The sequence below is a fragment of the Streptomyces taklimakanensis genome (assembly GCF_009709575.1).
Lineage (GTDB): Bacteria > Actinomycetota > Actinomycetes > Streptomycetales > Streptomycetaceae > Streptomyces > Streptomyces taklimakanensis.
Genome location: NZ_WIXO01000001.1, coordinates 3058467 through 3080670 on the forward strand (window position 1 = coordinate 3058467; position 22204 = coordinate 3080670).

The window sequence follows — 22204 nt, forward strand, 5'->3', positions numbered from 1 at the left end:
GGGACATATGGGTACGACACGGTGGCTGGACGACGAAGAGCAGCGGACCTGGCGTGCGTTCCTGGGGGCGACCCAACGGGTGCGGGAGGAGTTGGACCGGCAGTTGCAGCACGACGCCGGGATGCCACTGGCGTACTACCAGATCCTGGCCATGCTCTCCGAGGCGCCCGATCGCACCCTCACCATGAGCCGTCTGGCGCGGACCACCCGATCCTCGGCCAGTCGGCTCTCGCACGCCGTCGCCAAGCTGGAGGCCAAGGGGTGGGTCAGCCGGTGCCAGCACCCCGCCGACCACCGCACCACTCTGGCCACGCTGACCGACGAGGGGTTCGCGGAGTTGGAGTCCGTCGCTCCCGGGCACGTGGCGCAGGTCCGCCGTTCGCTGTTCGACCACCTCACCCCCGAGCAGACCGCCCAGCTCCACGCCATCTGCCGGGCGGTCCTGGGGGACGGGAGCGGGGAGGCCCCGCCGTCCCCGCCGCCCCCGTCGTCTCCTTCGGAGTGAGGCCGGGAGCGGCCCGGCGACGAGCGGACCTCAGCGGACGCCGTCGAGCAGGCGCTCCAGGACGACCGCGATGCCGTCCTCGTCGTTGGACGCCGTCACCTCGTCGGCGACCGCCAGCACCTCGGGGTGGGCGCCGCCCATGGCGACGCCGTGTGCCGCCCAGGCGAACATGGGGATGTCGTTGGGCATGTCGCCGAAGGCGATCGTGGCGGTGGCCGAGGCGCCCAGTCGGCGCGCGGCCATCGACAGGCCCCTGGCCTTGCTCAGGCCCAGCGGCAGCATCTCGACGATGCCCTCGCCGGAGACCACCACGCTCACCAGGTCGCCCGCGGTCCGTCGGGCCGCCTCGGCCAGGGCGTCGTCGCCCATCCCCCCGGGGTGCTGGAGGTAGAGCTTGTTCACGGGCAGTTCCCACAGCTCGTCCTCGCCGGAGACCAGGGTCGACGGGAGGGTGGTCTCCCCCTGGAGCCGGTAGCCGGGGCCGAACATCACGTCGCCGTCCACGCCGTCCCGCGAGACGGCCACGGCCAGCCGGCCGACCTCGGCCTCGATCTTGGACAGCGCGAGCCGCGCCTGCCGGCGGTCGAGGGTGACCGAGGTCAGCACCCGGTGCTCGCCCGCGTGGTAGAGCTGCGAGCCCTGCCCGCAGACGGCCAACCCGTCGTAGCCCAGGTCGTCCAGGATGTGCTTGGTCCAGCGCACGGAGCGGCCGGTGACGACGATGTGCGCGGCGCCCGCCGCCGTGGCGGCGGCGAGCGCGTCGCGCGTACGGGTCGAGACGGTGTGGTCGCTGCGCAGCAGCGTGCCGTCGAGGTCGGTGGCGACCAGCCGGAAGGGGAACCCGGGGGCTGCTTCGGCACTCACCCGGCGACCGGTTCCAGGAGCTCGCGCCCACCCAGGTAGGGGCGGAGTGCCTCGGGCACCCGGACCGAGCCGTCGGCCCGCTGGTGGTTCTCCAGCAGGGCGACGATGGTGCGGGGCACCGCGCACAGCGTGCCGTTGAGCGTCGCCAGCGGACGGACCTTCTTCTCCTGGCGCATCCGGATGGACAGCCGGCGGGCCTGGAACTCGTTGCAGTTGGAGGCGGAGGTCAGCTCGCGGTACTTGCCCTGGGTCGGGATCCACGCCTCGCAGTCGAACTTCCGGGAGGCGGAGGAACCCAGGTCGCCGGTGGCCACGTCGATCACCCGGAACGGCAGCTCCAGGGAGTTCAGCCACTGCTTCTCCCACTCCAGCAGCCGCCGGTGCTCGGCCTCGGAGTCCTCGGGGGCGACGTAGGAGAACATCTCCACCTTGTCGAACTGGTGGACGCGGAAGATGCCGCGGGTGTCCTTGCCGTACGAGCCCGCCTCGCGGCGGAAGCAGGGGGAGAAGCCGGCGTACCGCAGCGGCAGCTTCTCGGCGTCGACGATCTCGTCCATGTGGTAGCCGGCGAGCGGGACCTCGGAGGTGCCGACGAGGTAGTAGTCGTCCTTCTCCAGGTGGTAGACGTTCTCGGCGGCCTGACCGAGGAAGCCGGTGCCCTCCATGGCGCGCGGCTTGACCAGCGCCGGGGTCAGCATGGGGGTGAAGCCCGCCTCGGTGGCCTGCGCGATCGCCGCGTTGACCAGGGCCAACTCCAGCAGGGCGCCGACACCGGTCAGGTAGTAGAAGCGCGAGCCGGAGACCTTGGCGCCGCGCTCGACGTCGATGGCCCCGAGCGCCTGGCCGAGCTCCAGGTGGTCCTTGGGTTCGAAGCCCTCGGCGGCGAAGTCGCGGGGGGTGCCGTACGTCTCGCGGACGGTGAAGTCGTCCTCGCCGCCCACGGGGACGTCGGGGTGGACGAGGTTGCCCAGCTTCAGGAGCAGCCGCTGTGCCTCGGCCTCGGCCTCGTCCCGTTCGGCGTCGGCGGCCTTGACGGCGGCGGACAACTCGCCCGCACGCTCCAGCAGTTCGGCCTTCTCGTCGCCGGTGGCCTTGGGGATCAGCTTGCCGAGCTGCTTCTGCTCGGCGCGCAGTTCGTCGAAGCGGACGCCGGACGACCTGCGCCGCTCGTCGGCGGAGAGCAGGGCGTCGACGAGGTCGACGTCCTCTCCACGGGCGCGCTGGGAGGCGCGCACACGGTCGGGGTCCTCACGGAGCAGGCGAAGGTCAATCACGCGGCCAGGGTACCGGGGGGAGGGTGTCTCGCTCGACTCGATACGGGGCTGTGTGGGGATATGCGGCTTTTGCCCTTTACTGGAGAAAAGGAGGGGAGCGCGTCAAGGGAATTCCCGACATCACCGTACCGGGGGAAACGGGGCGCGGGAGTGGACGGAATGCGACGTCGGCGGGAGGGTGGGGAGTGCGGGGGTGTCGGAGCGCCGGGGGCGCGCGGCCGGGGCGAAGAGGGCGCGCGGTGGGGTCCACCGAGCAAGTTATCCACAGACTTGGGAAGTTGAGTCAAGTTTTCCACAGGAGAACTCGCGAGGCTGTGGAAGACGGAGACGCCAGTGACCTGCCGGAATTCGCGCTCGGCCATCGATTCCCCTTTTTCGCCTCTCCTACACGCCCTTTCGGACGGAAATGCCAACCGCTCGGATGTTGATCACCTGAATCAAGGAGGGCTCAAGTGATCTGACCGGGTGTGGCAGGAGAAGAGGCTAATGGTGCATATGTCGAATATGTCCGTTTCGTGATTTCGCGTTGTGCACAGGCCGTTCGCCGCGCCTGTGGATAACTCTGTGGAGATCCCGGAACGGGCAGGACCTCCCGCCTCCCCGGGCGCTCCCCGTTCGGCGCTCCCGTTCGGTGTCCCCGCCCCGGGCCTCAGCCGCGCCCGTCGATGCAGCGCGTCAGCCAGTCCGCGGCCTCCGCGAACTCCTCGTCCGTCGTCCCCCGCCGCAACGGCGTCACCTGGGACGGGTCCACCCCCGCCCGCGGATAGGACCCCAGGAAGCGCACCCCGGGGCAGATCCGTCGCAACCCCATCAACGCCTCGCCGACGCGCCGGTCGGTGATGTGTCCCTCCGCGTCGACCGAGAAGCAGTACCGACCGATGCCCTCCCCCGTCGGCCGCGACTCGATCCGCACCAGGTTGACGCCCCGCACCGCGAACTCCTGGAGCAGCTCCAGCAGCGCGCCCGGATGGTCGTCGCCCAGCCACAGCACCAACGACGTCTTGTCCGCGCCCGTGCTCGCCGCCGGTCGGCCGGGACGGCCCACCAGCACGAACCGCGTCTCCGCGTTGTCCGCGTCGTGGATGCCGGTGACCAACGGCACCAACCCGTACGTGGCCGCCGCGAACTCACCGGCGAACGCGGCGTCGTACCGCCCCTCCTGCACCAACCGGGCACCGTCCGCGTTGGAGGCCGCCGACTCCCACCGCGCGTCGGGCAGGTGCTCGGCCAGCCAGCGGCGCACCTGCGGCTGGGCCACCGGGTGCCCGGTCACCGTCTTCACCGACGCCAGGTCGGTGCCCGGCCGCGCCAGCAGCGCGAAGGCGATCGGCAGCAGTACCTCGCGGTAGATCATCAAGGGCCGACCGGTGGCCAACTCGTCCACGGTCGCGGTGACCCCGCCCTCCACCGAGTTCTCGATCGGCACCAGCGCGGCACCGGCCTCCCCGTTCCGCACGGCGTCCAGGGTGGCGGGCACCGACACCATCGGCACCAGCTCACGGGTGGCCGCCTCCGGGAGAGTACGGAGCGCGGCCTCGGTGAAAGTGCCCTCGGGACCCAGGTACGTGTAGCGGCTCACGGGTGACATGCCGCCACAGTAGTCCCGCCGCGGAGGCGGCAACCGCCGGTCTCAGCCTTCGAGCAGCCGCTGACCGACGTACTCGCCCTCCCGCGCGCCCCCCGGCACCGCGAACAACGCGCTCGCCTCGTGCCGGATGAAACGGGACAGGGCGTCCCCCCGGTCCAGCTTCCGCTGCACCGGCACGAAACCCCGCAGCGGATCGGCCTGCCAGGCGACGAACAACAGGCCGGCGTCCGGAGCGCCGTCGTCGCGGAAGCCGTCGTGGTACGAGAAGGAGCGCCGCAGCATCGCCGCGCCCCCGTTCGTCTCCGGAGCCGTCACCCGTACGTGGGCGTCGGCGGCCACGGCCGGCTCTCCGTCCGCGTTCCGCTTGTCCAGGTCGACGGGCGTGGTCTCGGTGCCGCCCGACAGCGGGGCGCCGTCGGACCTGCGGCGGCCGATCACCTTCTCCTGCTCGGCGAGCGGCACCTCCTCCCACGCGTCCAGCAACATCCGGATGCGTCGCACCACCGCGTACGACCCACCCGCCATCCACTCCGGGTCGCCGCCGGCGGGCACGAAGACCCGCCGCTCGAAGTCCTCGTCGGTCGGTCTGGGGTTGTTGGTGCCGTCGACCTGGCCCATCAGGTTGCGCGCGGTGCGGGGCGAGGCGGTGGCGCCGGGGGAGCGGTTGAAGCCGGTCATCTGCCACCGCACCCGCGCCGTGCCGGCCGCCTCGCGCTGGAGGGCGCGCAACGCGTGGAAGGCCACCGGGGAGTCGTCGGCACCGACCTGGATCCACAGGTCGCCGTTCGAACGCTTCGGGTCCAGCTCGTCCGAGGAGAACGGCGGCAGCGGTTCGAGCGCGGCCGGGCGGCGCGCCGTCAGGCCCGTGCGGTCGAAGAAGGTGCGGCCGAAGCCGAAGGTGACGGTGAGGGAGGACGGCCCGGCGTCCAGGGCGATGCCGGTGTCGTGCAGCCGGCCGGGCGGCGCCTCGCCCGCCATCAGCGCCCTCGCCGCCCGCGACCAGCGGCGCAGCAGCGCGGCGGCCTCCGTGCGGCCGGTGTCCGCGGCCAGGTCGAAGGCGATCAGGTGGCCGTGGGCCTGGGCGGGGTCGGCGATGCCCGGCTGGTGGACGCCGTGGAAGGGCCGGCGGGCGGCGCCGACACTGGACAGGGCGGTGGGCCGCTCGGTCGCCGCGGCCGTTCCCAGGGCGCCGCCGGCCGCGCCGAACGCCAACCCGGCGGCGCCGGCCGCCCCGGCGGTGCCCAGCAGCCGACGGCGGGAGGGGCCGGTGGGCTCCCCGGCGGGGCGGGTGGCGTGGTGGTCCTTCATCGTGCTCTCTGTCTCGGTGCTCGGGCCGTCGGGACGGCGTGCGGCTCGGGGGACGGCAGGGGGGACGGCGGGGCGGCTCACGGGAGGAGGAAGGTCATGCGCTCGGTCACCTGGTCGATGTCCGAGGTCCGCACGGTCACGGAGGCCTCCCAGGTGCCGGGCAGGGGAAGCTGGAAGTCGGGGGACGACGACCAGTGGCCCGCGACGGCCTTGTTCAGGGGGACGGTCAGCGGACCGACGTCCCGCGCCTCCAGTGTGAAGGAGACCCTCACCTCCGGTGCGTCCAGGGGTTCGCCCGCGGGATCGGTGAGGCGCAGGTGGACGGTGTTGTCGCCGCTGCGGCCGGGATCGACGTCGAGCCGGGCCGATCCCCTGCCGTCGGGCCCGCCGGTGTCGAAGGGGATCTCCAACGAGACGGGCCCGTCGCCGACGTCCGGCTGTCCGGCCGGCGCGCCGGCGCGCCCGGCGGCCTCGGCGGTGCGGGCGGGCTCGGTGGCGGTGAGCAGGGTCGTCACCAGGAGGACGGCGACGGCGACGGCCGTCTCGGCGAGCACCGAGCGCCGCAGTCCGGAGCGCGTCGGATCGGCGTCGCGCTCCCGTCTGCGCCGTTCGGCGTCGACGGCGGCCCGCTGGCGGGCGAGCTGCGCGGCGCGTTCGGGGGTGGGGGTCGGTTCGGGGGCCCGGTCGTCCGTCGGGCCGGACGCGGCGTGGGGGGCCGTGCCGACGCGGGCTGGAGCCGCTCCGCGCTCCCCGGCGTCCTCGGCGTCCCCGGTGTGCTCCTCCGCCGCGCCCGTCGGACGGCCGGCCAGGCGCGCGGTCCAGCGCCGGGAGAGACGGGCGGCCGACAGCATCAGCACCACCAACGCGGTCTTGACCAACAGCAGTCGTCCGTACGAGGTGGAGGTGAGGGCCGACCAGTCGCCCACCTGCCGCCAGGACTGGTAGAGGCCGGTCAGGGCGAGCACGGCCACGCTCCCCAGGGCGAGCCGGGAGAAGCGGCGCACCGTCCCGGCGGGGACGGTGGGTCCCCGCCACAGGATGACGAGCAGGGCCGCCAGCCCGCCCAGCCAGACGGCGACGGCGAGCAGGTGCGCGATGTGGGACGGGATCGCCACGCCGGTCTGGATGCCGGTCGAGGCGTGCTCGGCCATGGCCCAGGTCGCGGCGATCCCCACGGCGATCACCGCGCCGCCGGCACAGAGGCCGAGGGTCAGGTCGCGCCGGGTCCGCTCGTCCTCGTCACCGGTGCCGCCGGCGGCCCCGTCCGCGTACCGTCGCGCGTAGGGCCCGAAGAGCACCGACACGAACAGCGCCGCCCCCGCGAGCAGCAGCAGCCTGGACACCAGCGCCGTGCCCTGCCGGGTCTGGAGGACCGACCGGAGCACGTCCGCGTCGAGGGCGTCGCCGAGTCCGCCGGAGCCGGTGTAGGGGCCCCGCAGCAGCAGTGCCGCGATGGTGGCGGCGGTCAGCGCCGTCCAGCCCGCCGTCACCAGGCGCCGGACCGGGGCGATCCGCGCGGCGCCGGGCCGGCAGGCGAGGACGAACACCACCCCGCCGACGAGGAGCAGGTACCCGGCGTAGGCGGCGTAGCGGGCGATGTCGTACAGGACGCCGACCGGGCCGCCGCCCGGCTGCTCCCCCGACACGGTGACGGAGGTCTCCGACGGAGCGCCGACGGAGAAGGTGAAGCCTCCGGCGATGGGGTGGCTGTCGGCCGAGACGGCCCGCCAGGCGACGGTGTACGTACCGTCCGCCAGGCCGTCGCGGAGGGTGACGCCGTAGTGGAACCCCCCGCCGTCCGAGGACCTGGGCGACGGATCACCGGTGTCCACGCGCTCGCCGTCCGGATCCAGGACGCGGAGGGAGTCCTCCGAGAGCGAGACGCTCTCCGTGAAGGTGAGCGTCACCTCGCGGGGTGCCGTCTCGACCACCGTCCCCTGCTCCGGACTGCTCCCGGAGAGCGAGGCGTGCGCGCCGGCCGGGGCGGCGCCGCCGAGCAGACCGAGCGCGGTCAGCGCGGCGAGCAGGAGGACCGTCAGGACGGCGCGGACGGACGGCGCGGACCGCGCCGCGGCTCCGGGTGGCCGGGACGCCGTGTGGGGGGTGGCGGTGGTCATGGCGGGGTGACCTCACTCTTCGGGACCGCCGGGGCGGTCAGGGGACGTGGTTGGTCGCTTCGACCGGGACCTCGACCCTGATGGGGTCGGACTTCTCGAAGCGCAGCTCCACCGGGACCGTCTCGCCCTCGGTGGGCTGGTGGTCGAGCTCCATGAACATCAGGTGGTCGCCACCGCGGCCGAGCTCCAGGGAACCGCCCGCGGGAACGGGCAGGGAGGGGGCCTGGCGCATCCGCCCGCCGGCGGTGGTGTGGATCTGCACGTCGTCGGAGACGTCGCTGCTCGCCGAGGTGAGGGCGTCGTCCGTACCGCCGTCGTTGTGGATGACCAGGAAACCGCCGGCGGTGTCGGCGGTCACCGGCTCGGGCATGTAGGCGCCCTCGACGGTCAGTCGTGGGGCGTCTGCGCTCCCCCCGTCGCCGGAGCCGCAGGCGGTGGCGCCCGTGGCGAGCAGCGCGCCGGCGAGCGCGAGCCCGAGCGCGCGGCGGGCGCGCGGCCGTCGGTTCACGGCAGCTCCCCCTTCACCAGCTTGGGCAGGTCCTGCTGGTACACCTCGACGGGAACGTCGGAGGTGTACAGCACGTGCGCCTTGTCGTCCTTCGGCAGGAAGGCGAGCACCTGGGTGCCGTGGGAGGAGACGACGTCGCCGTCCTCCTCCACCACCGGGGGCTCCAGACCGATGCCCAGGTCGCGGGCGCCGGCCTGGATGGTGTCGAAGTCGCCGGTGAGCCCGATGAAGTCCGGGTCCTGGGCGCGCAGCCACGTGCCGAGCGACTCGGGGGTGTCGCGCTCGGGGTCGGAGGTGACGAAGACGACGCGCAGCTTCTCCTGCTCCGCCTCGGGCAGCTCGGACTTGGCGACGGCGATGTTGCTCATCGTCAGCGGGCAGACGTCGGGGCAGTGGGTGTAGCCGAAGTAGATCAGCGTCGGGTGCCCGGCGGTCTCCTCGACCAGGTCGTAGCTCTCGCCCTCGGTGTCGGTGAGGACGAGGTCGGGCTTGTCGAAGGGGTTGGACAGGACGGTGCCGCGCTTGACGGAGTCGGTGGCCTCCGCGGCGGTCCGGGCCCGGTCGGACCCGTCCTCCCCGCCGGAGCCGCAGGCGGTGGCGCCCGTGGCGAGCAGCGCGCCGGCGAGCGCGAGCCCGAGCGCGCGGCGGGCGGGAAGGGCGGTGGGCCGGGTGCGCCGGGGGTGGCGGCGCGTGGTGCGGTGCATGGTGGTTCGTTTCTTCCTCGGGATGGTGGTGGTGTCGCGCGCGGGCCCGGCGGCCCGGACCGCCCGCCCCGCCCGGGAGCGGGTGGGGGGACGGGCCGGGCCGCCGGACGGCGCGGGCGGCGTCAGGCGGTGGTGCGGCGTCGTCCGGCCAGGACACCGAAGGCGACGCCGCCGGCGCCGACGACGATGCCGATGACGGCGAGGACGCGGGCGGTGGTGTCGGTGGCGCCGGAGGACCCGTCGGACGCGGTGTTCTCCGCGGCGCCGGCGTTCTCCGCGGCGCCGTCGGAGTCGGCGGCATCGCCTTCGGTGTCGGAGGCCTCGTCGGCCGGGGCGCCGTGGCCTCCGTCACCGTCGGCGGGCGGGACCAGCTTCAGCACGGGGGCCGGACTCTCCGGCTCCTCCCCGCCCTCGACCGGCTCCTCGATCCAGCGCACGACCTCCTCGTTGCTGTACGTCTGGACGGCCTTGAGCACGAGGTGGTCCACGTCCTCGGGCAGTTGTCCGACGGAGACGGGGAACTGCTGGAAGGTGCCCGGCTCGATGCCGCCCCCGGTCTCCGTCCAAGTGATCTTGGAGGGGGCCTCGTCGACCTTCCGGCCGTGGACCTCCAGCGGCTCGTCCAGCTTGGTCCTGGTGACCTCCACCTCCCAGCCGGGGACCGGCTGCGGCATCACCGAGGAGAGCGGGTGGTCGGCGGGGAAGGTGACCTCCAGCTTCACGGTGGAGGCGTTGTCGCGCTCGTTGGGGACCTTGAAGTTGATGGTGGCGTAGCCGCCCTGCTCGGCCGTCTCGGGGTTGACGGAGACGTGGGCGGCCGCGGGTCCGGCGAGCGCGACGGCGCAGGCCGCGACGGTGGCGCCGACCGCGGCCAACCGGCGGGCGGAGGGCAGGGACGGCAGCGCGAACCGGGTGGGGAACTGCATGCTGGTGACACTCCTCGTACGTCGGGAGGGAACGCTCCTCCGGCGGCCGGGCGCACGGGCGCACGGGCACCGTCGTGCGCCGCCGCGCCTGGTGTTCGCGCGGTGGTGCCGACCGTGTGCAGTGCGCGGGGCGTGCGCCCCGGGTCGGATCGAGCCTGGGCGTGGTGCGCGCGGCGTGGCGCGCGCACCACGTCCTCCGGAGACGGAAGTGGGGGCGTGCGCGTCAGGCCGCGAGGGCGAGGTCGTGCCGGGAGACGGGCGGCCCGCGCCGGACCACCGAGTGCGCCAGCAGCGGTGGGGCAGGCGGCACGGCGTCCTCGGCCCCGCCGCCGCGCGGGACGCGGGGTGGCACGGCCCCGTCGGGCGACATCCCCCGACACAGGACCCGCGCCCAGCGCAGCGCCGCGCGCAGAGCCCGTACGAGCAGCACGTCGGCGAGCTCGTCGGTGAGGTGGCCCGACAACCGCACCAACCGCCACAGGGCGGCGTCGCCCCGGCGCAGCATCCACCCCACGGCGAACGCGGCGAGCAGGTGACCGAGCACCATGGGGCCGGAGAGCAACGACAGGGCGGTGCGCACCGCCGCCTGGAGGCACTCGGCGGCCGTGCCGGCCGCCTCGGGACCGGGGGCGGGCGCGGTCAGACCGTGACCACCGTGGAACGCCGTGCTCCGGGCCGCGGCCTCGGTGGCGGACCCGGGAGCCGTGCCGGAGAGCCCGGCCTCGGCGACGACGCGCCGGGCCTCGGCCTCCGTCAGACCGGTGGCGGACCCGCCGCCGCACAGCAGCCGCGCGGCCAGGGCGATCACCCCGTCGCGGTCGCCGCCGCCCGAGGCGGAGCCCCCGGTCGGCGGCGAGGTCTGCGCGGTGGAGAAGAGCAGATGCAGCCCGGTCTGCCCGAGCGTCAACAGGGCCGTGATGCCCGGCAGGCCGCGCTCGCGTCCGGCCGACGGCACGGCGACGGCGAGGACGGCCGCGAAGCCCGCGGCCAACGCCCAGGCGGGAAGCCCCTGCCCGGCCGCGAGGACGTGCCCGGTCGCGGACAGCGTGACGCAGACCGCGGCGAACACCACGGCTCGCAGCAGTCGCAGGTCGGCGCCGGCTCGCGCGACGGGGGCTCTCATGACCGGGCCATCTTCTCACCACCGCCCCGAGAGGAACACGGGGCGTCCGTCCCGAGCACCCCGCTGACACTCCGTGGCCGGTGAGGAGCGGAGCGTTGGGGATAATTCATCTCTTTTACGTATCTTGCGGTACTCGTTTCATCCGCCGAACGAGCGGTGGCGTCCCGCCCCCGGGCTTACCGCCGCCGACCCGGGCAATACGTGAGGGTATGTCGAGCCGCGGCCAGGAGGCTGAGCATGAGCATCTGGTGGTCCCTCCACTTGCGGCGTGAGGCCGCGAGCGTCCCGCTCGCCCGGCGCCTCCTGCTCGGCGCGATGGAGACGGCGGGCGTCGATCCCGACGTCTCCTACGACCTGTCGATCGCGCTCTCCGAGGCGTGCGCGAACGCGGTCGAGCACGGCGGGCCGGGGGATCCCGGGCGGTCGGGCGCCGGGGAGTACCACGTGACGGCGTTCATCGATGACGACATGTGTCGCATCGAGGTCACCGATCACGGGCCGGGTTTCGGGGAGGTACCGGGTGGCGCACCGCACGTCACCGACACCACGAACGCCACGGACACCACGAACGCCGCCCCCCGGAGCACCGTCAACAGCGCGGACGAGGTGGGCGGCGCCAGTGGCCGCACGGCGCCGAACCCGCTCGGCCCGCTGCTCGCCGGGAGCGTCGGCTTCTCCCACGACGGGACCGGCCGCGGAGCACCCGCCGGCGGGCACGACGGCCCGCACGACGGTGGTCATGCTCCGGAGCACGGCCGGGGCCTGTTCCTGATCAAGGCCCTCGCCGACCACGTCGACTTCCGCAACCGACCGGGCGACGGCGCGGTGGTCTGCTTCGACAAACTCCTCAAGTGGAAGAAGGACGCGCTGCTCAAGGCGTCCTGACCCGCGCATCACCGGAGAGGGGAAGCCGCACACCAAACGGGAGGGGGCGCGGGGATCCCCGCGCCCCCTCCCGTCGCCGGACCGAACCGGCCCGGGACTCCACCCAGGCCTCCACCCAGGACACCCCGAGGCGGATCAACCGCGCAGCCGGGCCATCCAGGCCTCGACCTCGTCCGCACGGCGCGGCAGCGCCGCCGAGAGGTTCCGGTTGCCGTCCTCGGTGACGAGGATGTCGTCCTCGATGCGCACGCCGATGCCCCGGTACTCCTCGGGCACCGTCAGGTCGTCGGCCTGGAAGTACAGCCCCGGCTCGACGGTCAGGCACATGCCCGGCTCCAGCGTTCCCTCGGCGTACGCCTCACGGCGCGCGACGGCGCAGTCGTGGACGTCCATGCCGAGCATGTGCCCGGTGCCGTGCAGCGTCCAGCGCCGCTGGAGCCCCAGCTCCAGGACCCGCTCGACCGGCCCCTCCACCAGGCCCCACTCCACCAGCCGCTCCGTCAGCACGCGCTGCGCGGCACGGTGGAAGTCCTGGTACTTCGCGCCCGGCTTCACCGCCGCGATGCCCGCCTCCTGCGCGTCGTACACCGCGTCGTAGATCTTCCGCTGGAGGTCGGTGAAACGGCCGTTGATCGGCAGGGTGCGGGTGACGTCGGCGGTGTAGAGGGTGTGGGTCTCCACGCCCGCGTCCAGCAGCAGCAGGTCACCGGGGCGGACCGGACCGTCGTTGCGCACCCAGTGCAGGGTGGTGGCGTGCGGGCCGGCGGCGCAGATGGAGCCGTAGCCGACGTCGTTGCCCTCCACGCGGGCGCGCAGGAAGAAGGTGCCCTCGATGTAGCGCTCGGAGGTGGCCTGGGCCTTGTCCAGGACGCGCACGACGTCCTCGAAGCCGCGCACGGTGGAGTCGACGGCCTTCTGCAGCTCGCCGACCTCGAAGTCGTCCTTCACCAGACGCATCTCGGAGAGGAAGACCCTCAACTCCTCGTCGCGCTCGGCGGTCACCTTGTCGGCCAGGGCGGCCTCGACCCCGGCGTCGTGGCCGCGCACCACGCGGACGTCGCCCCTGGCCTCCCGCAGCACGTCGGCGACGGTGCGCACGTCCTCGCACGGCAGGCCGTGGAGCCGCTCGGCCTCGGCCAGGCTGTGCCGACGGCCCACCCACAGCTCGCCCTGGCCGTCGAGCCAGAACTCGCCGTTCTCCCGGTCGGAGCGGGGCAGCAGGTAGAGGACCGCGTCGTGGCCGCCGTCGTTCCGGGGCTCCATGACCAGGACGCCGTTCTCCGTCTGGTTGCCGGTGAGGTAGGCGTACTCGACGGAGGCCCGGAAGGGGTAGTCGGTGTCGTTCGAGCGGGTCTTGAGGGTGCCCGCGGGAATCACCAGGCGCTCGCCGGGGAAGCGGGCGGAGAGCTTCGCGCGCCGCTCGGCGGTGCGGTCGGCCTGGGGGATCGGCTCCAGGTCGCGCAGCTCGGTGTCCGCCCAGCCGGTCCGCATGTTCTCGGCGAGTTCGTCGGAGACGCCCGGGTACAGGCCGTTCTTGCGCTGCTTGATCGGCTCCTCCGCCGTGGGCTCGGTGGGTTCGCCCTGCTCCTCCGGGGTCTCCGGGGTCTGCTGGTCAGCCACGTCGCTGCCTCCTCGTACTGGTGGTGTGGGCCGGGTGCGGGCCGTCTCCCATCGTAGGTCGGGCCCGTCGCGGGCGTCCCGGAACGGTCGTGACGGGGACCGGGGCGGGCCCCGAGGGAGGAGGTTCGGAGCCGCGTTCCAGCGGAGGGGCCGCGGTTCAGAAGCGCGCGGCCAGCAGGACGACGTCCTCGGGGCTGTCGGGGTCGTCGGCCCGTCCGTCGGGCAGCACGGTGCTCAGGAGGTGGTCCAGCAGCGCCTCGGGGTCCTCCCGGACGGCCGGCGCCGCGGCGACGGCGGCGGCCCGGAGCCGGGAGAAGGCCCGGTCCATCGGCTCGCCGGTGCGGTGCAGCAGGCCGTCGCTGTAGAGCAGGAGCGTTTCCCCGGGGGCCAGGCGCACCTCGACGCTGGGCGCCTCCCAGCAGGCGAGCATGCCCAGCGGAGCGGAGAGCGTGGTCTCCACGACCTCGGTGCGCCGCGGCCCGACGATCAGTGGCGGGCAGTGTCCGGCCCCGGCCAGCACGACCCTGGCGCCGGCCCCGGAACCCGTCGGCCCGCCCACCGTCCCGGTCCGCTCGGCGTACCCGAACAGCGCGGTCGCCGACCGTGCCGGTTCCGTCAGCCGCAGCAGCAGTTCCAGGTCGGACAGGACCGCCACCGGGTCCTCCCCCTCCATCACCGCGTACGCGCGCAGCGACGCCCGCAGCCGCCCCATGGCGGCCAGCGCGTCCGGTCCGGAGCCGGTGACCCCGCCCACGGACAGCCCGAGCGCGCCCTCGGGCAGTGGCAGCGCGTCGTACCAGTCGCCGCCGCCGCGCGGCCCGGTGCGGTGCCGCACCGCCAACCGCACGCCGGGCACGCGGGGCAGCCGGGACGGGAGCAGCCCTTCGCGCACGGTGTCCGCGGTGGAACGGGCACGGGTGAGGTCGAGTTGGCGGGCGATGTGCTCGGCGGCGTGCCGCACGTACAGGCCGAGCAGGTGGCGTTGGCGCTCGGAGGGCTGGGCGGGCTCGTCGTAGAGCCAGACGGCGACGCCGATGCGCCCGGCGGCCTCGGTCTCCAGCGGGACGGCGTAACTGGCGGCGAAACCGAGCCGGGCGGCGACCTCGCGGTGGCGTGGGTCGAGGTCGGCGTCCTCGGCGATGTGGGGGTTGGCGATCTCCCGGGGGGCGCCCGCGCCGTCCTGGCCGTCCTTGGCGCCGGCCCCGGGCAGTCCGTCGAGGAGACGGGCGAAGGAGGAGGACTCGCGCGGGATGGTCTCGATGTGACCGAGGTCCGCCGCGCCCAGGCCCAACCCGACGGTGGTGTCGGGGCCGAGCCCGTGGTGGTCGCCGTCACCGTCGCCGTGGGCGGTGGAGGGCGTCAGGGTGATCAGCCCGCGCCGGGCGCCCACGAGGGAGGCCCCGGCACCGAGCGCCTCGCGCACCGCGCCGTCCAGGGTGTCGGTCCGCACCAGGCGTTCGGTGAGGTCGTGGAGGGTGGTGAGGTCGGAGATCCAGCCGGCGAGCCGGTCCTGTACGGCGGCGAGCTGGTCCACGGGACGCGTCAGGGCCGGATCGTCGATCGGCGGCGTCCGGCGCGGCTCGGGGGAGGCGGGCGGAACGGCGGATCGGGCGGTCTGTGAGGCGGAGGGGTGCGGGGCAGTGTGCTGGGGAGGAGGGGCAGGTGAATCGATTCCGGCCAGTTTCGGCGGCTGCTGGGCACTCATGGGCAGCGACCCTCACCGCGGATCAGCATCCTCAACAGCATCGCAAACCCCCATGTCGTGCTGCTCCGCCATCGATGTATTCAGGTGTACACGCCCTGATGACGCAATGTCCAGCACTGCACCGGCGGGCCGGCCGATGTCCCTGGGACCCGGTTGTCACACGGGGATGCGCGAAGGACGGGACACGGTTCCCCACGGGGTCGTAAGCTTGGCCGAAAATGCATCATGGATCGACCGGTGCACGGTCGACTGACGTCTGCACGACAACGCGTCATCACGGTCGTTGTGGGTACGTGGGTTACGTACGGCAAGAGGAAGCGGGGCGGTCGGCGGCGTTCGGACCGCGGCGGAACCCGGCGGCGAACCGGGGCGTCCCACGAGAGAGTGCGGGGCGCGCTCCGTACGGGCGAAGAGATCAGGGCACGGTCGGCGGAGCGGTCGCCGGGTGGCACGGACGTACGACGGCGAAGTCCTCCGCTCGCCACCGACGGCCCACCGCGTACGGACGTCCCGCCGGACGCGCCGAGCCGGGCGCACGCACCGTTCCGTCGCGCACCACGCCCGACCCGCGGGCACGGGACGTCCGGCCGGTCACCGGAAACGACACGGTGACGCGCTGCTCCGGCCGCGCGCGTGCGGTCACCGAGATCCACAGATGCAACAGGTGTGAGGGACGGGGCGGCCGTCACGGACCCCCGTTTCTGTCAGGTCCTTGTCGATTTTTGGCGTTACGGAAAGGAACGAGCGCTGATGCGCGAGATCCTCGGAAGGCGACGCATGACCCGCTGGGCGCTGCGGAACGCGGCACTCGTCTACGCCACACGGTGGGGGTGGCCCGTGGTGCCCGGTGTGCCCCCGCGGAATTCCACCCGGCGCACGACCGTACGCCGGTCCGGGCAGCCGACGGGGCGTTGTTCCTGCCCGCGGCCCGACTGCGTCGTGCCGGGCGCCCACCCCTTCGATCCCGAACTGTTGGCCGCGACCACCGATGAGCGCATGGTGCGCTGGTGGTGGACGAACCGGTCCGACGCGCCGGTCCTCCTGGCCACCGGCGGCCGCGCCCCCTGTGCGGTGAGCCTCCCGGCCGCCGCCGGGGCCCGCGCGTTGGAGGAGTTCGACCGTCTCGGGCTGCGCACCGGCCCGGTGGTGGCCACTCCGACCCGCTTCGCGCTGCTGGTGGCGCCGTACGACCTGCAGGAGTTGGGCGAGTTGCTCTACGCCCAGGACTGGGTGCCCAGTTCGCTGCGCTTCCACGGCGAGGGCGGCTACGTCCCGCTGCCGCCGTCGCGCATCGGGGCCGGAGAGGTCCGGTGGGAGAGGCCGCCGTCGGCGGGGAACGGCGGAGCCCCGTGGCTGCCGCGGATGGAGCCGTTGGCGGACGTACTGGTGCGGGCCAGCGCGCAGGTGCCGGACACCGGCAGCCGACTGGCGTACTGACCGGCGCCGTTCCGTCCCATCGGCCTTCTCTCCCGCACTCCCGTCCCGTTCCTCCGTTCCCTCCCTCGGCACCACCACAGGCGCACGACTCACGGGCCACCGGCGGCCGGCTCCCGGCCGCCACGGCCCGCCCTCGTCTTCCCACCCCTCCGCCCGTCCCCTCCGCCCGCGCCCGGCGGGGCCGGTCGTCCGCCCTCGCGTTCACTCGTACGGGTAGCAGCGCGTCCGAGATGGAGGGAAACAGGCACTCTGTCCCCGTGAGTGCCGTCTTTCTCCCGATATGTTCGGGTCCGCCGAGGAGCGTGAAAAGCTCTCCCCCTCCAGCGAGTTGACAGGTGGACGCCCATGGACGAGCCACAGCAGTGCGCCTCCAACCTCCGCGCGATCGCGCTCGCCAGTGGGGTGGCGCTCGCGGCGATCCTGCCGCTCGCCGTGGCGACCGCCGGACAGGACGGTCCGGCGTCGGCGGAGGGAGCCGGTGGCCGTTCGCGTCCGGCCGCCGCCGTCACCACCCCGGCCCCGTCCGCACCCTCCGGGCCCGTCCCCGGCGCCGGTCCGTCGGAGGTCACCGCCGTCTGCGGTCGGCCCTCCACGGCCCCCCGGGGCGTTGGGGCGCAGACCTGTGTGCTGTCCCGGAACGGGGTGACCTGGGGCCGGATGTACTACCGGAACACCACCGGCGAACCGTTGTACGGCGCTCTCAGTCTCCTCGGCCCCGGCGGCCATTCGGTGACCGTTTCCTGCGAAATGCCCGCGGCGGGTGGATCGGGGGTATGCGACACCCCGCGCCGTGGAACGGAAAGAACACGAGAAGACGATCGGGAGAAGGAGCCCGAGGCCGATCCGTACACGGCGATCGCGGAGGTCGCGGCACCGGACGGTGAGGGGCTGCTGCTGCGTTCCGGTAGCGAATTCGCTCCGTGACACGGGAGTCGGCGCGACGCCCGATGTGCCCGGGGGGAGCCGACACGCGGGCGGACATGGAAAGACCCGGTCGCTGGCGACGGGGGATGCACCAGCGACCGGGCTGCTAGAACGGTAACAAGTTATGGGCCGTTCGCAAATTCCACCGCTCTCTTCAAGCCGTCGATTTACCTGCGGATACACCCCGTTGTGACGGGAATCACTCTATGAATTCCCGGGTCGTTCCATTTTGAATCGTCTCTCAGTTGAGAGTGATCTGGCGGTTGGTGAACCCGTTGCGCGCCCGGCGTTCGTCCGCCGACAGCGGGCCATCGGTCGCCAGCGCCTCCCCGAGCCGCTCGGCGAACGCCGCGGCGGGTTTCTCGCAGTCCTCCGCGCGCATCGAAACGGGCAGGTCCCACACCGGAACCAGGAGCCCGTGCGCCCGGAAGGAGCCCACCAGCCGAGTGCCCTCGCCAAGCGACGAGGCGCCCGCGGCGTGCAGCCGGGCCAGCGCGTCCAGCAACTCGTCCTCCGGGTGCGGCATGACCCAGCGCAGGTGGTTCTTCTCCGGGGTCTCGCACCAGTAGGCGGCCTCCACAACCCCCAGACGAGCAGTCGGCAGGGCGGCCGAATTGGCGCGTTCCAGTGAGGCGGCCACCTCCGGACTCTGGTTCGCCGCGTCCTCCACCCAGAACTCGAAGCCGTCGTGCACCTCGGGCACGAAGGGCGCCTCCACATCCAGCAGGTCCTGGAGCCGCGGCGCGTCGGCACCCGTGCGCTCGGCGGCCACCGGGGTGCCCGGCCGCGCCGTCAGGGCACGCCGGAGCACGTCGGCCAGGTCACGGCTGACGTCACCGGAGGGGGTGTCGTTCTGCAACCCGAGCAGCACGGCGCCGTCGTCGCGGCGCAGCGCGGGCCAGGCCATGGGCAGGACGGTCGCCAGCGTCACGGAGGGGACGTCCTCGGGCAGTCCGTCCCTCAACTTCAGCGGCACGGTCGCGGCGGGCACCAGCTCGCGCAGCGCGACCCAGTCGCACTCCCCGGGCAGTCCTTCGAACGGCCGGCGCACCAGCTCGGTCACCGCCTGGGCGGCGGCACGCCCGTGGCAGGCCTTGTAGCGACGGCCGGACCCACAGGGGCAGGGCTCGCGGGCACCGACGACGGGGACCTCGCCGTCGACGAGCTGCGGCTTGGCGGCCTTGGTCTGGGGGCGGCGCTTCTTGGCCATGGCGTGCGGTTCTCCCGGTCGTACGGACGCTTGTCGGCGCGAGCCTAGCCCCTGTGGGCCGGGCCGTCCGAGCACGCGACGGGAGCCACCCGAAACGCCTACGCCGTCACGCGATGTCCTCCAGACCCGCCAGGTCGAACTCCATGTCCGGACCGAAGCCACCGCCCTCGGACGGCGCCACGACCGCCCAGACCGTCACACCGCCGGACACGCCGTCCCGCACGCCCCAGTCGCGGGCGAGGGAAGTGATGATCGACAACCCCCTGCCGCCCCGCGCCGTCACCGACGGGTTGGACGGGCGTGGGCGCGTCGGGCCCCCGCCGTCCGTGACGGAGACCCTCACCCCGCCGTCGGCCGTACGGCCCCATGCCGCGCGCACGCAGTCGCCCGTGCCCAGTGGGCGGGCGTGCCGGTACGCGTTGCTGAGGAGTTCGGAAAGGATCAGAACCGCGTCGTCCACGACCGCTTCGGGCGTCCCGGAGCCGAGGAGTTCCTCGCGCATCCGGCGCCTCGCCGCTCCCACGCCCGCGGGGCCGTGGGGCACGGCCATCGTCGACGACGTCGGCGCCTCCTGTGCAACCACCAACGCCACCCCCGAGACCTCCTTCTTCGCCCCACGCCACGTGATGAATGCCCCTTTGTCCATGGCCGGAAACCGGACGGACCGGTCCCGTGACGCACCCCTCACCGAAGCTCCACCACCGCCGGCGATCCGCCGTGCGCCGGGGTACGCCCCCGGGGAGCAACCGGAGGCGCCGGGACACGCCGGAGCGCGCCCCCCGTACCGCACACCGCCGCTCCTTCCGGAACGGGCCCCCTACGCCTCCTCCCGCGCGGCCAGTTGCTCCAGCACGCGCCGGGGCCGGTTGGTGATGATCGCGTCCACCCCGAGCACCGCGCACAGCTCCACGTCGGCCGGATCGTCCACCGTCCACACGTGCACCTGGTGGCCCAGGCTGTGCGCGAGCGCCACGTACTCGGGATGGCCGCGCAGGATCCGGATGCTCGGGCCGGCGATCCCCACCCCCGGAGGCAGCCGCCCGTCGCGGTGGCGCGGCAGCAGGAACTGCATCAGGTAGACGGTCGGAAGCCACGGCGCCGCCTCCCGCACCCGGTGCAGCGAGCGGGCCGAGAAGCTCATCACGCGCACGGGGAAGGTCGGACCGTGGCGGGCGAGCACCCGCAGCAACTCCTCCTCGACCTGCCCCGCCCACCGGGTGGGGTGCTTGGTCTCCACGGCCAGTTCCACGCGTCGTCCGGCGGCGGCCTGCTCCTCCACCAGGCGCAGCAGTCGCTCCAGGGTCAGCACGGAGGTGTGGTCGCGGCTCTCGCGCTCCGGCGACTCGTGCGAATCGGCTCGGCCCTTCCAGGAACCGAAGTCCAGCGCGGCCAGGTCGGCCAGCTCCAACGCGGAGACGGCGCCGCGCCCGTTGGAGGTACGGTTGACGCGACGATCGTGCACACAGACCAGGTGCCCGTCGGCGGTGAGCCGCACGTCGCACTCCAGGGCGTCGGCCCCGTCCTCGATGGCCCTGCGGTACGCGGCCAGGGTGTGCTCCGGCGCGTCCTCGGAGGCGCCGCGGTGGGCGATGACGGAGATGGGGCGGCGGGAGCCGGACGATCCCCGGAGGTTTCCGTAGCTCACCGCGTTATGGTGCCACTCCGTTCCCTGCGCCGTGGATCGCCCGCGCCCGGGTACGCGTCCGGACGGGCGGTCGCGTTTACGCCGGCCTGACGGAGCCTGGGAGAAGCTGGCACCACATCCGAATACGCCGCACGCCGCCCACGAGACGTGCGCTGTCGTGTACCTGAGGAGAGAGCTGTGAGCACCGAGAACGAGGGCGCGGCCGAGAACCCGGCGGCCGGCGCCCCCGTGCCGCACCCGCCGGCCGACGGGTCCGGCGCGAACGACGCCGCCGCGCCCAGGACACCCGACACCCCGTCGGAGGACTACGACCTCCAGGCGCCCGCCCCCGCCTCCGCGCCCGCCCCCGCCTCCGCGCCCGCGCCCGCCCCGGAGCCGGCGCCGCCGGCGCCCTCCCCCGAGCCCCCCGCCCCCCCGACGTCCGACGGCGACGCGGCGACGACCCACCTGCGGAAGATCGACCCCGAGGCGGAGCCCCCGCAGGACCGCCCCCACCCTTCGGCGCAGCCATCCCCGCAGCACGAGCCGTCGACGGCACAGCAGACCACCCCCCCGCCCGCGGCGTCCCCCGCCCCGCCGCCCCAGGCCCACACCGCCCCGCACGAGGCACAGCAGCACCAACCGCACCAACAGCCCCAGCAGGCCGGGCAGTGGGGCTTCCCGGGCGGTCACGACGGCTACGGCGCCCCCCACTCCGCCTGGGGCGCCCCCTTCACGCCCCCGCCGCCCCCGGAGCGCAAGCGCCGGCTGGGCGGCGGCCTGATCGCCGCCATCCTGGTCGCCGCCCTCCTCGCGGGCGGCGTCGGCACGGGCATCGGCTTCTGGGCCGCCGACCGCGCCGAGAACACCTCGACGACCATCTCCTCCGGCGGCAACCTCGAACAGGTCAACCGCGCCCCCGACTCCGTCGCCGGGATCGCGGCCAAGGCCCTGCCCAGCGTCGTGACGATCGAGGCCGAGGGCGGCGGGGAGAGCGGCACCGGCACCGGCTTCGTCTACGACAAGCAGGGCCACATCATGACCAACAACCACGTGGTGGCCAGCGCCGCCGACGGGGGCGAACTGACCGCCACCTTCTCCGACGGCCGCAAGTACGAGGCCGAGGTCGTCGGCCGCGCCCAGGGCTACGACGTCGCCGTCATCAAACTCAGGAACGCCGGGGACGCCGAACTCACCCCGCTGCCGTTGGGCGACTCCGACAAGGTCCAGGTCGGCGACGCGACGATCGCGATCGGCGCCCCGTACGGCCTGTCCGGCACCGTCACCACCGGCATCATCAGCGCCAAGAACCGCCCCGTGGCCTCCAGCGACGGCCAGGGCTCCCAGGCGTCCTACATGAGCGCCCTCCAGACGGACGCCTCCATCAACCCCGGCAACTCCGGCGGCCCCCTGCTCAACGCCGAGGGCGCGGTGATCGGCATCAACTCCGCGATCCAGTCGGCCGGCGGTGGCCTCGGCCAGGGCACGCCGGGCAGCATCGGCCTCGGCTTCGCCATCCCGATCAACCAGGCCCAGCGCGTGGGCAAGACCCTGATCGAGACCGGCGAACCGGTCTACCCGGTCATCGGCGTCCAGGTCGACCTGCGCGTCCAGGGCGACGGCGCCCGCATCATCGAGAACACCGGCGACGGCAGTGAGCCGATCACGCCGGGCGGTCCGGCCGACCGGGCCGGCCTGCGGCCGGGCGACGTGATCACGCGCCTGGACGGCGTCTCGATCGACAGCGGTCCGACCCTGATCAGCGAGATCTGGGCCCACGAACCGGGCGAGGAGATCTCCCTCACCTACGAGCGCGACGGCAAGGAGACCAAGACCGAGCTGACGCTGGGTTCCCGCAAGGGAGACTGACGGACCGGTTAGG

The 22204-nt window shown here is 73.7% G+C and carries 19 protein-coding genes; 5 read left to right on the forward strand and 14 right to left on the reverse strand.

Annotated elements, in window-relative coordinates; translation table 11 throughout:
• Positions 1 to 7 precede the first annotated feature (7 nt).
• Positions 8 to 505, forward strand: a complete 498-nt coding sequence (locus F0L17_RS13325; RefSeq protein WP_155071248.1) for a MarR family winged helix-turn-helix transcriptional regulator — start codon at positions 8 to 10, stop codon at positions 503 to 505.
• A gap of 30 nt (positions 506 to 535) precedes the next feature.
• Here the strand turns inward: F0L17_RS13325 and F0L17_RS13330 are convergent, their stop codons facing one another.
• From F0L17_RS13330 to F0L17_RS13370, 9 genes are all read right to left on the reverse strand, one after another.
• Positions 536 to 1369, reverse strand: coding sequence for an HAD-IIB family hydrolase (locus tag F0L17_RS13330; protein ID WP_162466154.1), 834 nt, complete (start codon positions 1367 to 1369; stop codon positions 536 to 538).
• Complete coding sequence (gene serS / locus F0L17_RS13335; RefSeq protein ID WP_162466155.1) at positions 1366 to 2643, reverse strand: serine--tRNA ligase; 1278 nt, start codon at positions 2641 to 2643, stop codon at positions 1366 to 1368. The genes F0L17_RS13330 and serS overlap by 4 nt, the downstream gene beginning before the upstream one ends.
• Positions 2644 to 3292: 649 nt before the next feature.
• Entirely contained in the window at positions 3293 to 4231 is a 939-nt protein-coding gene (pheA, locus tag F0L17_RS13340) for a prephenate dehydratase (protein WP_155071249.1), read from the reverse strand.
• Between the two features lie 42 nt (positions 4232 to 4273).
• The gene (gene efeB / locus F0L17_RS13345) at positions 4274 to 5539 is read right to left on the reverse strand and encodes an iron uptake transporter deferrochelatase/peroxidase subunit (protein WP_155071250.1); all 1266 of its coding nucleotides are present in this window, start codon (positions 5537 to 5539) and stop codon (positions 4274 to 4276) included.
• Between the two features lie 77 nt (positions 5540 to 5616).
• A complete protein-coding gene (locus F0L17_RS13350; RefSeq protein ID WP_155071251.1) occupies positions 5617 to 7656 on the reverse strand; it encodes a copper resistance CopC/CopD family protein in 2040 nt (679 codons plus the stop codon).
• 37 nt (positions 7657 to 7693) lie between these two features.
• Entirely contained in the window at positions 7694 to 8164 is a 471-nt protein-coding gene (locus tag F0L17_RS13355; protein WP_162466156.1) for a copper chaperone PCu(A)C domain-containing protein, read from the reverse strand.
• On the reverse strand, positions 8161 to 8868 hold the full coding sequence (locus tag F0L17_RS13360; RefSeq protein WP_155071252.1) for an SCO family protein: 708 nt from the start codon (positions 8866 to 8868) through the stop codon (positions 8161 to 8163). Before F0L17_RS13360 ends, F0L17_RS13355 begins: the two co-directional genes overlap by 4 nt.
• A 122-nt stretch (positions 8869 to 8990) precedes the next feature.
• Positions 8991 to 9794, reverse strand: coding sequence for a YcnI family copper-binding membrane protein (locus tag F0L17_RS13365; RefSeq protein WP_155071253.1), 804 nt, complete (start codon positions 9792 to 9794; stop codon positions 8991 to 8993).
• A gap of 223 nt (positions 9795 to 10017) precedes the next feature.
• Complete coding sequence (locus tag F0L17_RS13370) at positions 10018 to 10917, reverse strand: hypothetical protein (protein WP_155071254.1); 900 nt, start codon at positions 10915 to 10917, stop codon at positions 10018 to 10020.
• 237 nt (positions 10918 to 11154) lie between these two features.
• On the opposite strand from F0L17_RS13370, the gene F0L17_RS13375 reads away from it, so the two are divergent.
• On the forward strand, positions 11155 to 11802 hold the full coding sequence (locus F0L17_RS13375) for an ATP-binding protein (protein ID WP_155071255.1): 648 nt from the start codon (positions 11155 to 11157) through the stop codon (positions 11800 to 11802).
• Between the two features lie 135 nt (positions 11803 to 11937).
• Here the strand turns inward: F0L17_RS13375 and F0L17_RS13380 are convergent, their stop codons facing one another.
• Together F0L17_RS13380 and F0L17_RS13385 are read right to left on the reverse strand one after the other, a co-directional pair.
• Positions 11938 to 13422 (reverse strand): aminopeptidase P N-terminal domain-containing protein, encoded by a 1485-nt coding sequence (locus tag F0L17_RS13380; protein ID WP_162466157.1) that lies wholly within the window; start codon positions 13420 to 13422, stop codon positions 11938 to 11940.
• Positions 13423 to 13579: 157 nt separating this feature from the next.
• The gene (locus F0L17_RS13385) at positions 13580 to 15127 is read right to left on the reverse strand and encodes a PP2C family protein-serine/threonine phosphatase (RefSeq protein ID WP_202917870.1); all 1548 of its coding nucleotides are present in this window, start codon (positions 15125 to 15127) and stop codon (positions 13580 to 13582) included.
• Positions 15128 to 15877: 750 nt separating this feature from the next.
• Between F0L17_RS13385 and F0L17_RS13390 the strand changes: the two genes are divergently transcribed.
• Both F0L17_RS13390 and F0L17_RS13395 read left to right on the forward strand, forming a co-directional pair.
• Complete coding sequence (locus F0L17_RS13390) at positions 15878 to 16564, forward strand: bifunctional DNA primase/polymerase (RefSeq protein WP_155071256.1); 687 nt, start codon at positions 15878 to 15880, stop codon at positions 16562 to 16564.
• A gap of 345 nt (positions 16565 to 16909) precedes the next feature.
• The gene (locus tag F0L17_RS13395; RefSeq protein ID WP_155071257.1) at positions 16910 to 17488 is read left to right on the forward strand and encodes a hypothetical protein; all 579 of its coding nucleotides are present in this window, start codon (positions 16910 to 16912) and stop codon (positions 17486 to 17488) included.
• 241 nt (positions 17489 to 17729) lie between these two features.
• Here the strand turns inward: F0L17_RS13395 and F0L17_RS13400 are convergent, their stop codons facing one another.
• The 3 genes from F0L17_RS13400 to F0L17_RS13410 all read right to left on the reverse strand — a co-directional run bounded on the left by F0L17_RS13400 (position 17730) and on the right by F0L17_RS13410 (position 20343).
• Positions 17730 to 18698 carry a DUF5926 family protein gene (locus tag F0L17_RS13400; RefSeq protein ID WP_155071258.1) on the reverse strand — a complete coding sequence of 323 codons (969 nt, stop codon included), beginning with the start codon at positions 18696 to 18698 and terminating at the stop codon, positions 17730 to 17732.
• 106 nt (positions 18699 to 18804) lie between these two features.
• A complete protein-coding gene (locus tag F0L17_RS13405) occupies positions 18805 to 19290 on the reverse strand; it encodes an ATP-binding protein (protein ID WP_162466158.1) in 486 nt (161 codons plus the stop codon).
• A gap of 225 nt (positions 19291 to 19515) precedes the next feature.
• Positions 19516 to 20343, reverse strand: coding sequence for a glycerophosphodiester phosphodiesterase family protein (locus F0L17_RS13410; protein ID WP_338018075.1), 828 nt, complete (start codon positions 20341 to 20343; stop codon positions 19516 to 19518).
• 177 nt (positions 20344 to 20520) lie between these two features.
• Between F0L17_RS13410 and F0L17_RS13415 the strand changes: the two genes are divergently transcribed.
• A complete protein-coding gene (locus tag F0L17_RS13415; protein ID WP_162466159.1) occupies positions 20521 to 22191 on the forward strand; it encodes a trypsin-like peptidase domain-containing protein in 1671 nt (556 codons plus the stop codon).
• Positions 22192 to 22204: the final 13 nt, after the last annotated feature.

Coding starts and splice junctions, on each gene's coding strand:
- F0L17_RS13370 (WP_155071254.1), bottom strand. CDS start 10,917: ATGAGAGCCCCCGTCGCGCGAGCCGGCGCCGACCTGCGACTGCTGCGA.
- efeB (WP_155071250.1), bottom strand. CDS start 5,539: ATGAAGGACCACCACGCCACCCGCCCCGCCGGGGAGCCCACCGGCCCC.
- F0L17_RS13385 (WP_202917870.1), bottom strand. CDS start 15,127: ATGAGTGCCCAGCAGCCGCCGAAACTGGCCGGAATCGATTCACCTGCC.
- F0L17_RS13325 (WP_155071248.1), top strand. CDS start 8: ATGGGTACGACACGGTGGCTGGACGACGAAGAGCAGCGGACCTGGCGT.
- F0L17_RS13350 (WP_155071251.1), bottom strand. CDS start 7,656: ATGACCACCGCCACCCCCCACACGGCGTCCCGGCCACCCGGAGCCGCG.
- F0L17_RS13375 (WP_155071255.1), top strand. CDS start 11,155: ATGAGCATCTGGTGGTCCCTCCACTTGCGGCGTGAGGCCGCGAGCGTC.
- F0L17_RS13390 (WP_155071256.1), top strand. CDS start 15,878: ATGCGCGAGATCCTCGGAAGGCGACGCATGACCCGCTGGGCGCTGCGG.
- pheA (WP_155071249.1), bottom strand. CDS start 4,231: ATGTCACCCGTGAGCCGCTACACGTACCTGGGTCCCGAGGGCACTTTC.
- F0L17_RS13360 (WP_155071252.1), bottom strand. CDS start 8,868: ATGCACCGCACCACGCGCCGCCACCCCCGGCGCACCCGGCCCACCGCC.
- F0L17_RS13365 (WP_155071253.1), bottom strand. CDS start 9,794: ATGCAGTTCCCCACCCGGTTCGCGCTGCCGTCCCTGCCCTCCGCCCGC.
- F0L17_RS13400 (WP_155071258.1), bottom strand. CDS start 18,698: ATGGCCAAGAAGCGCCGCCCCCAGACCAAGGCCGCCAAGCCGCAGCTC.
- F0L17_RS13395 (WP_155071257.1), top strand. CDS start 16,910: ATGGACGAGCCACAGCAGTGCGCCTCCAACCTCCGCGCGATCGCGCTC.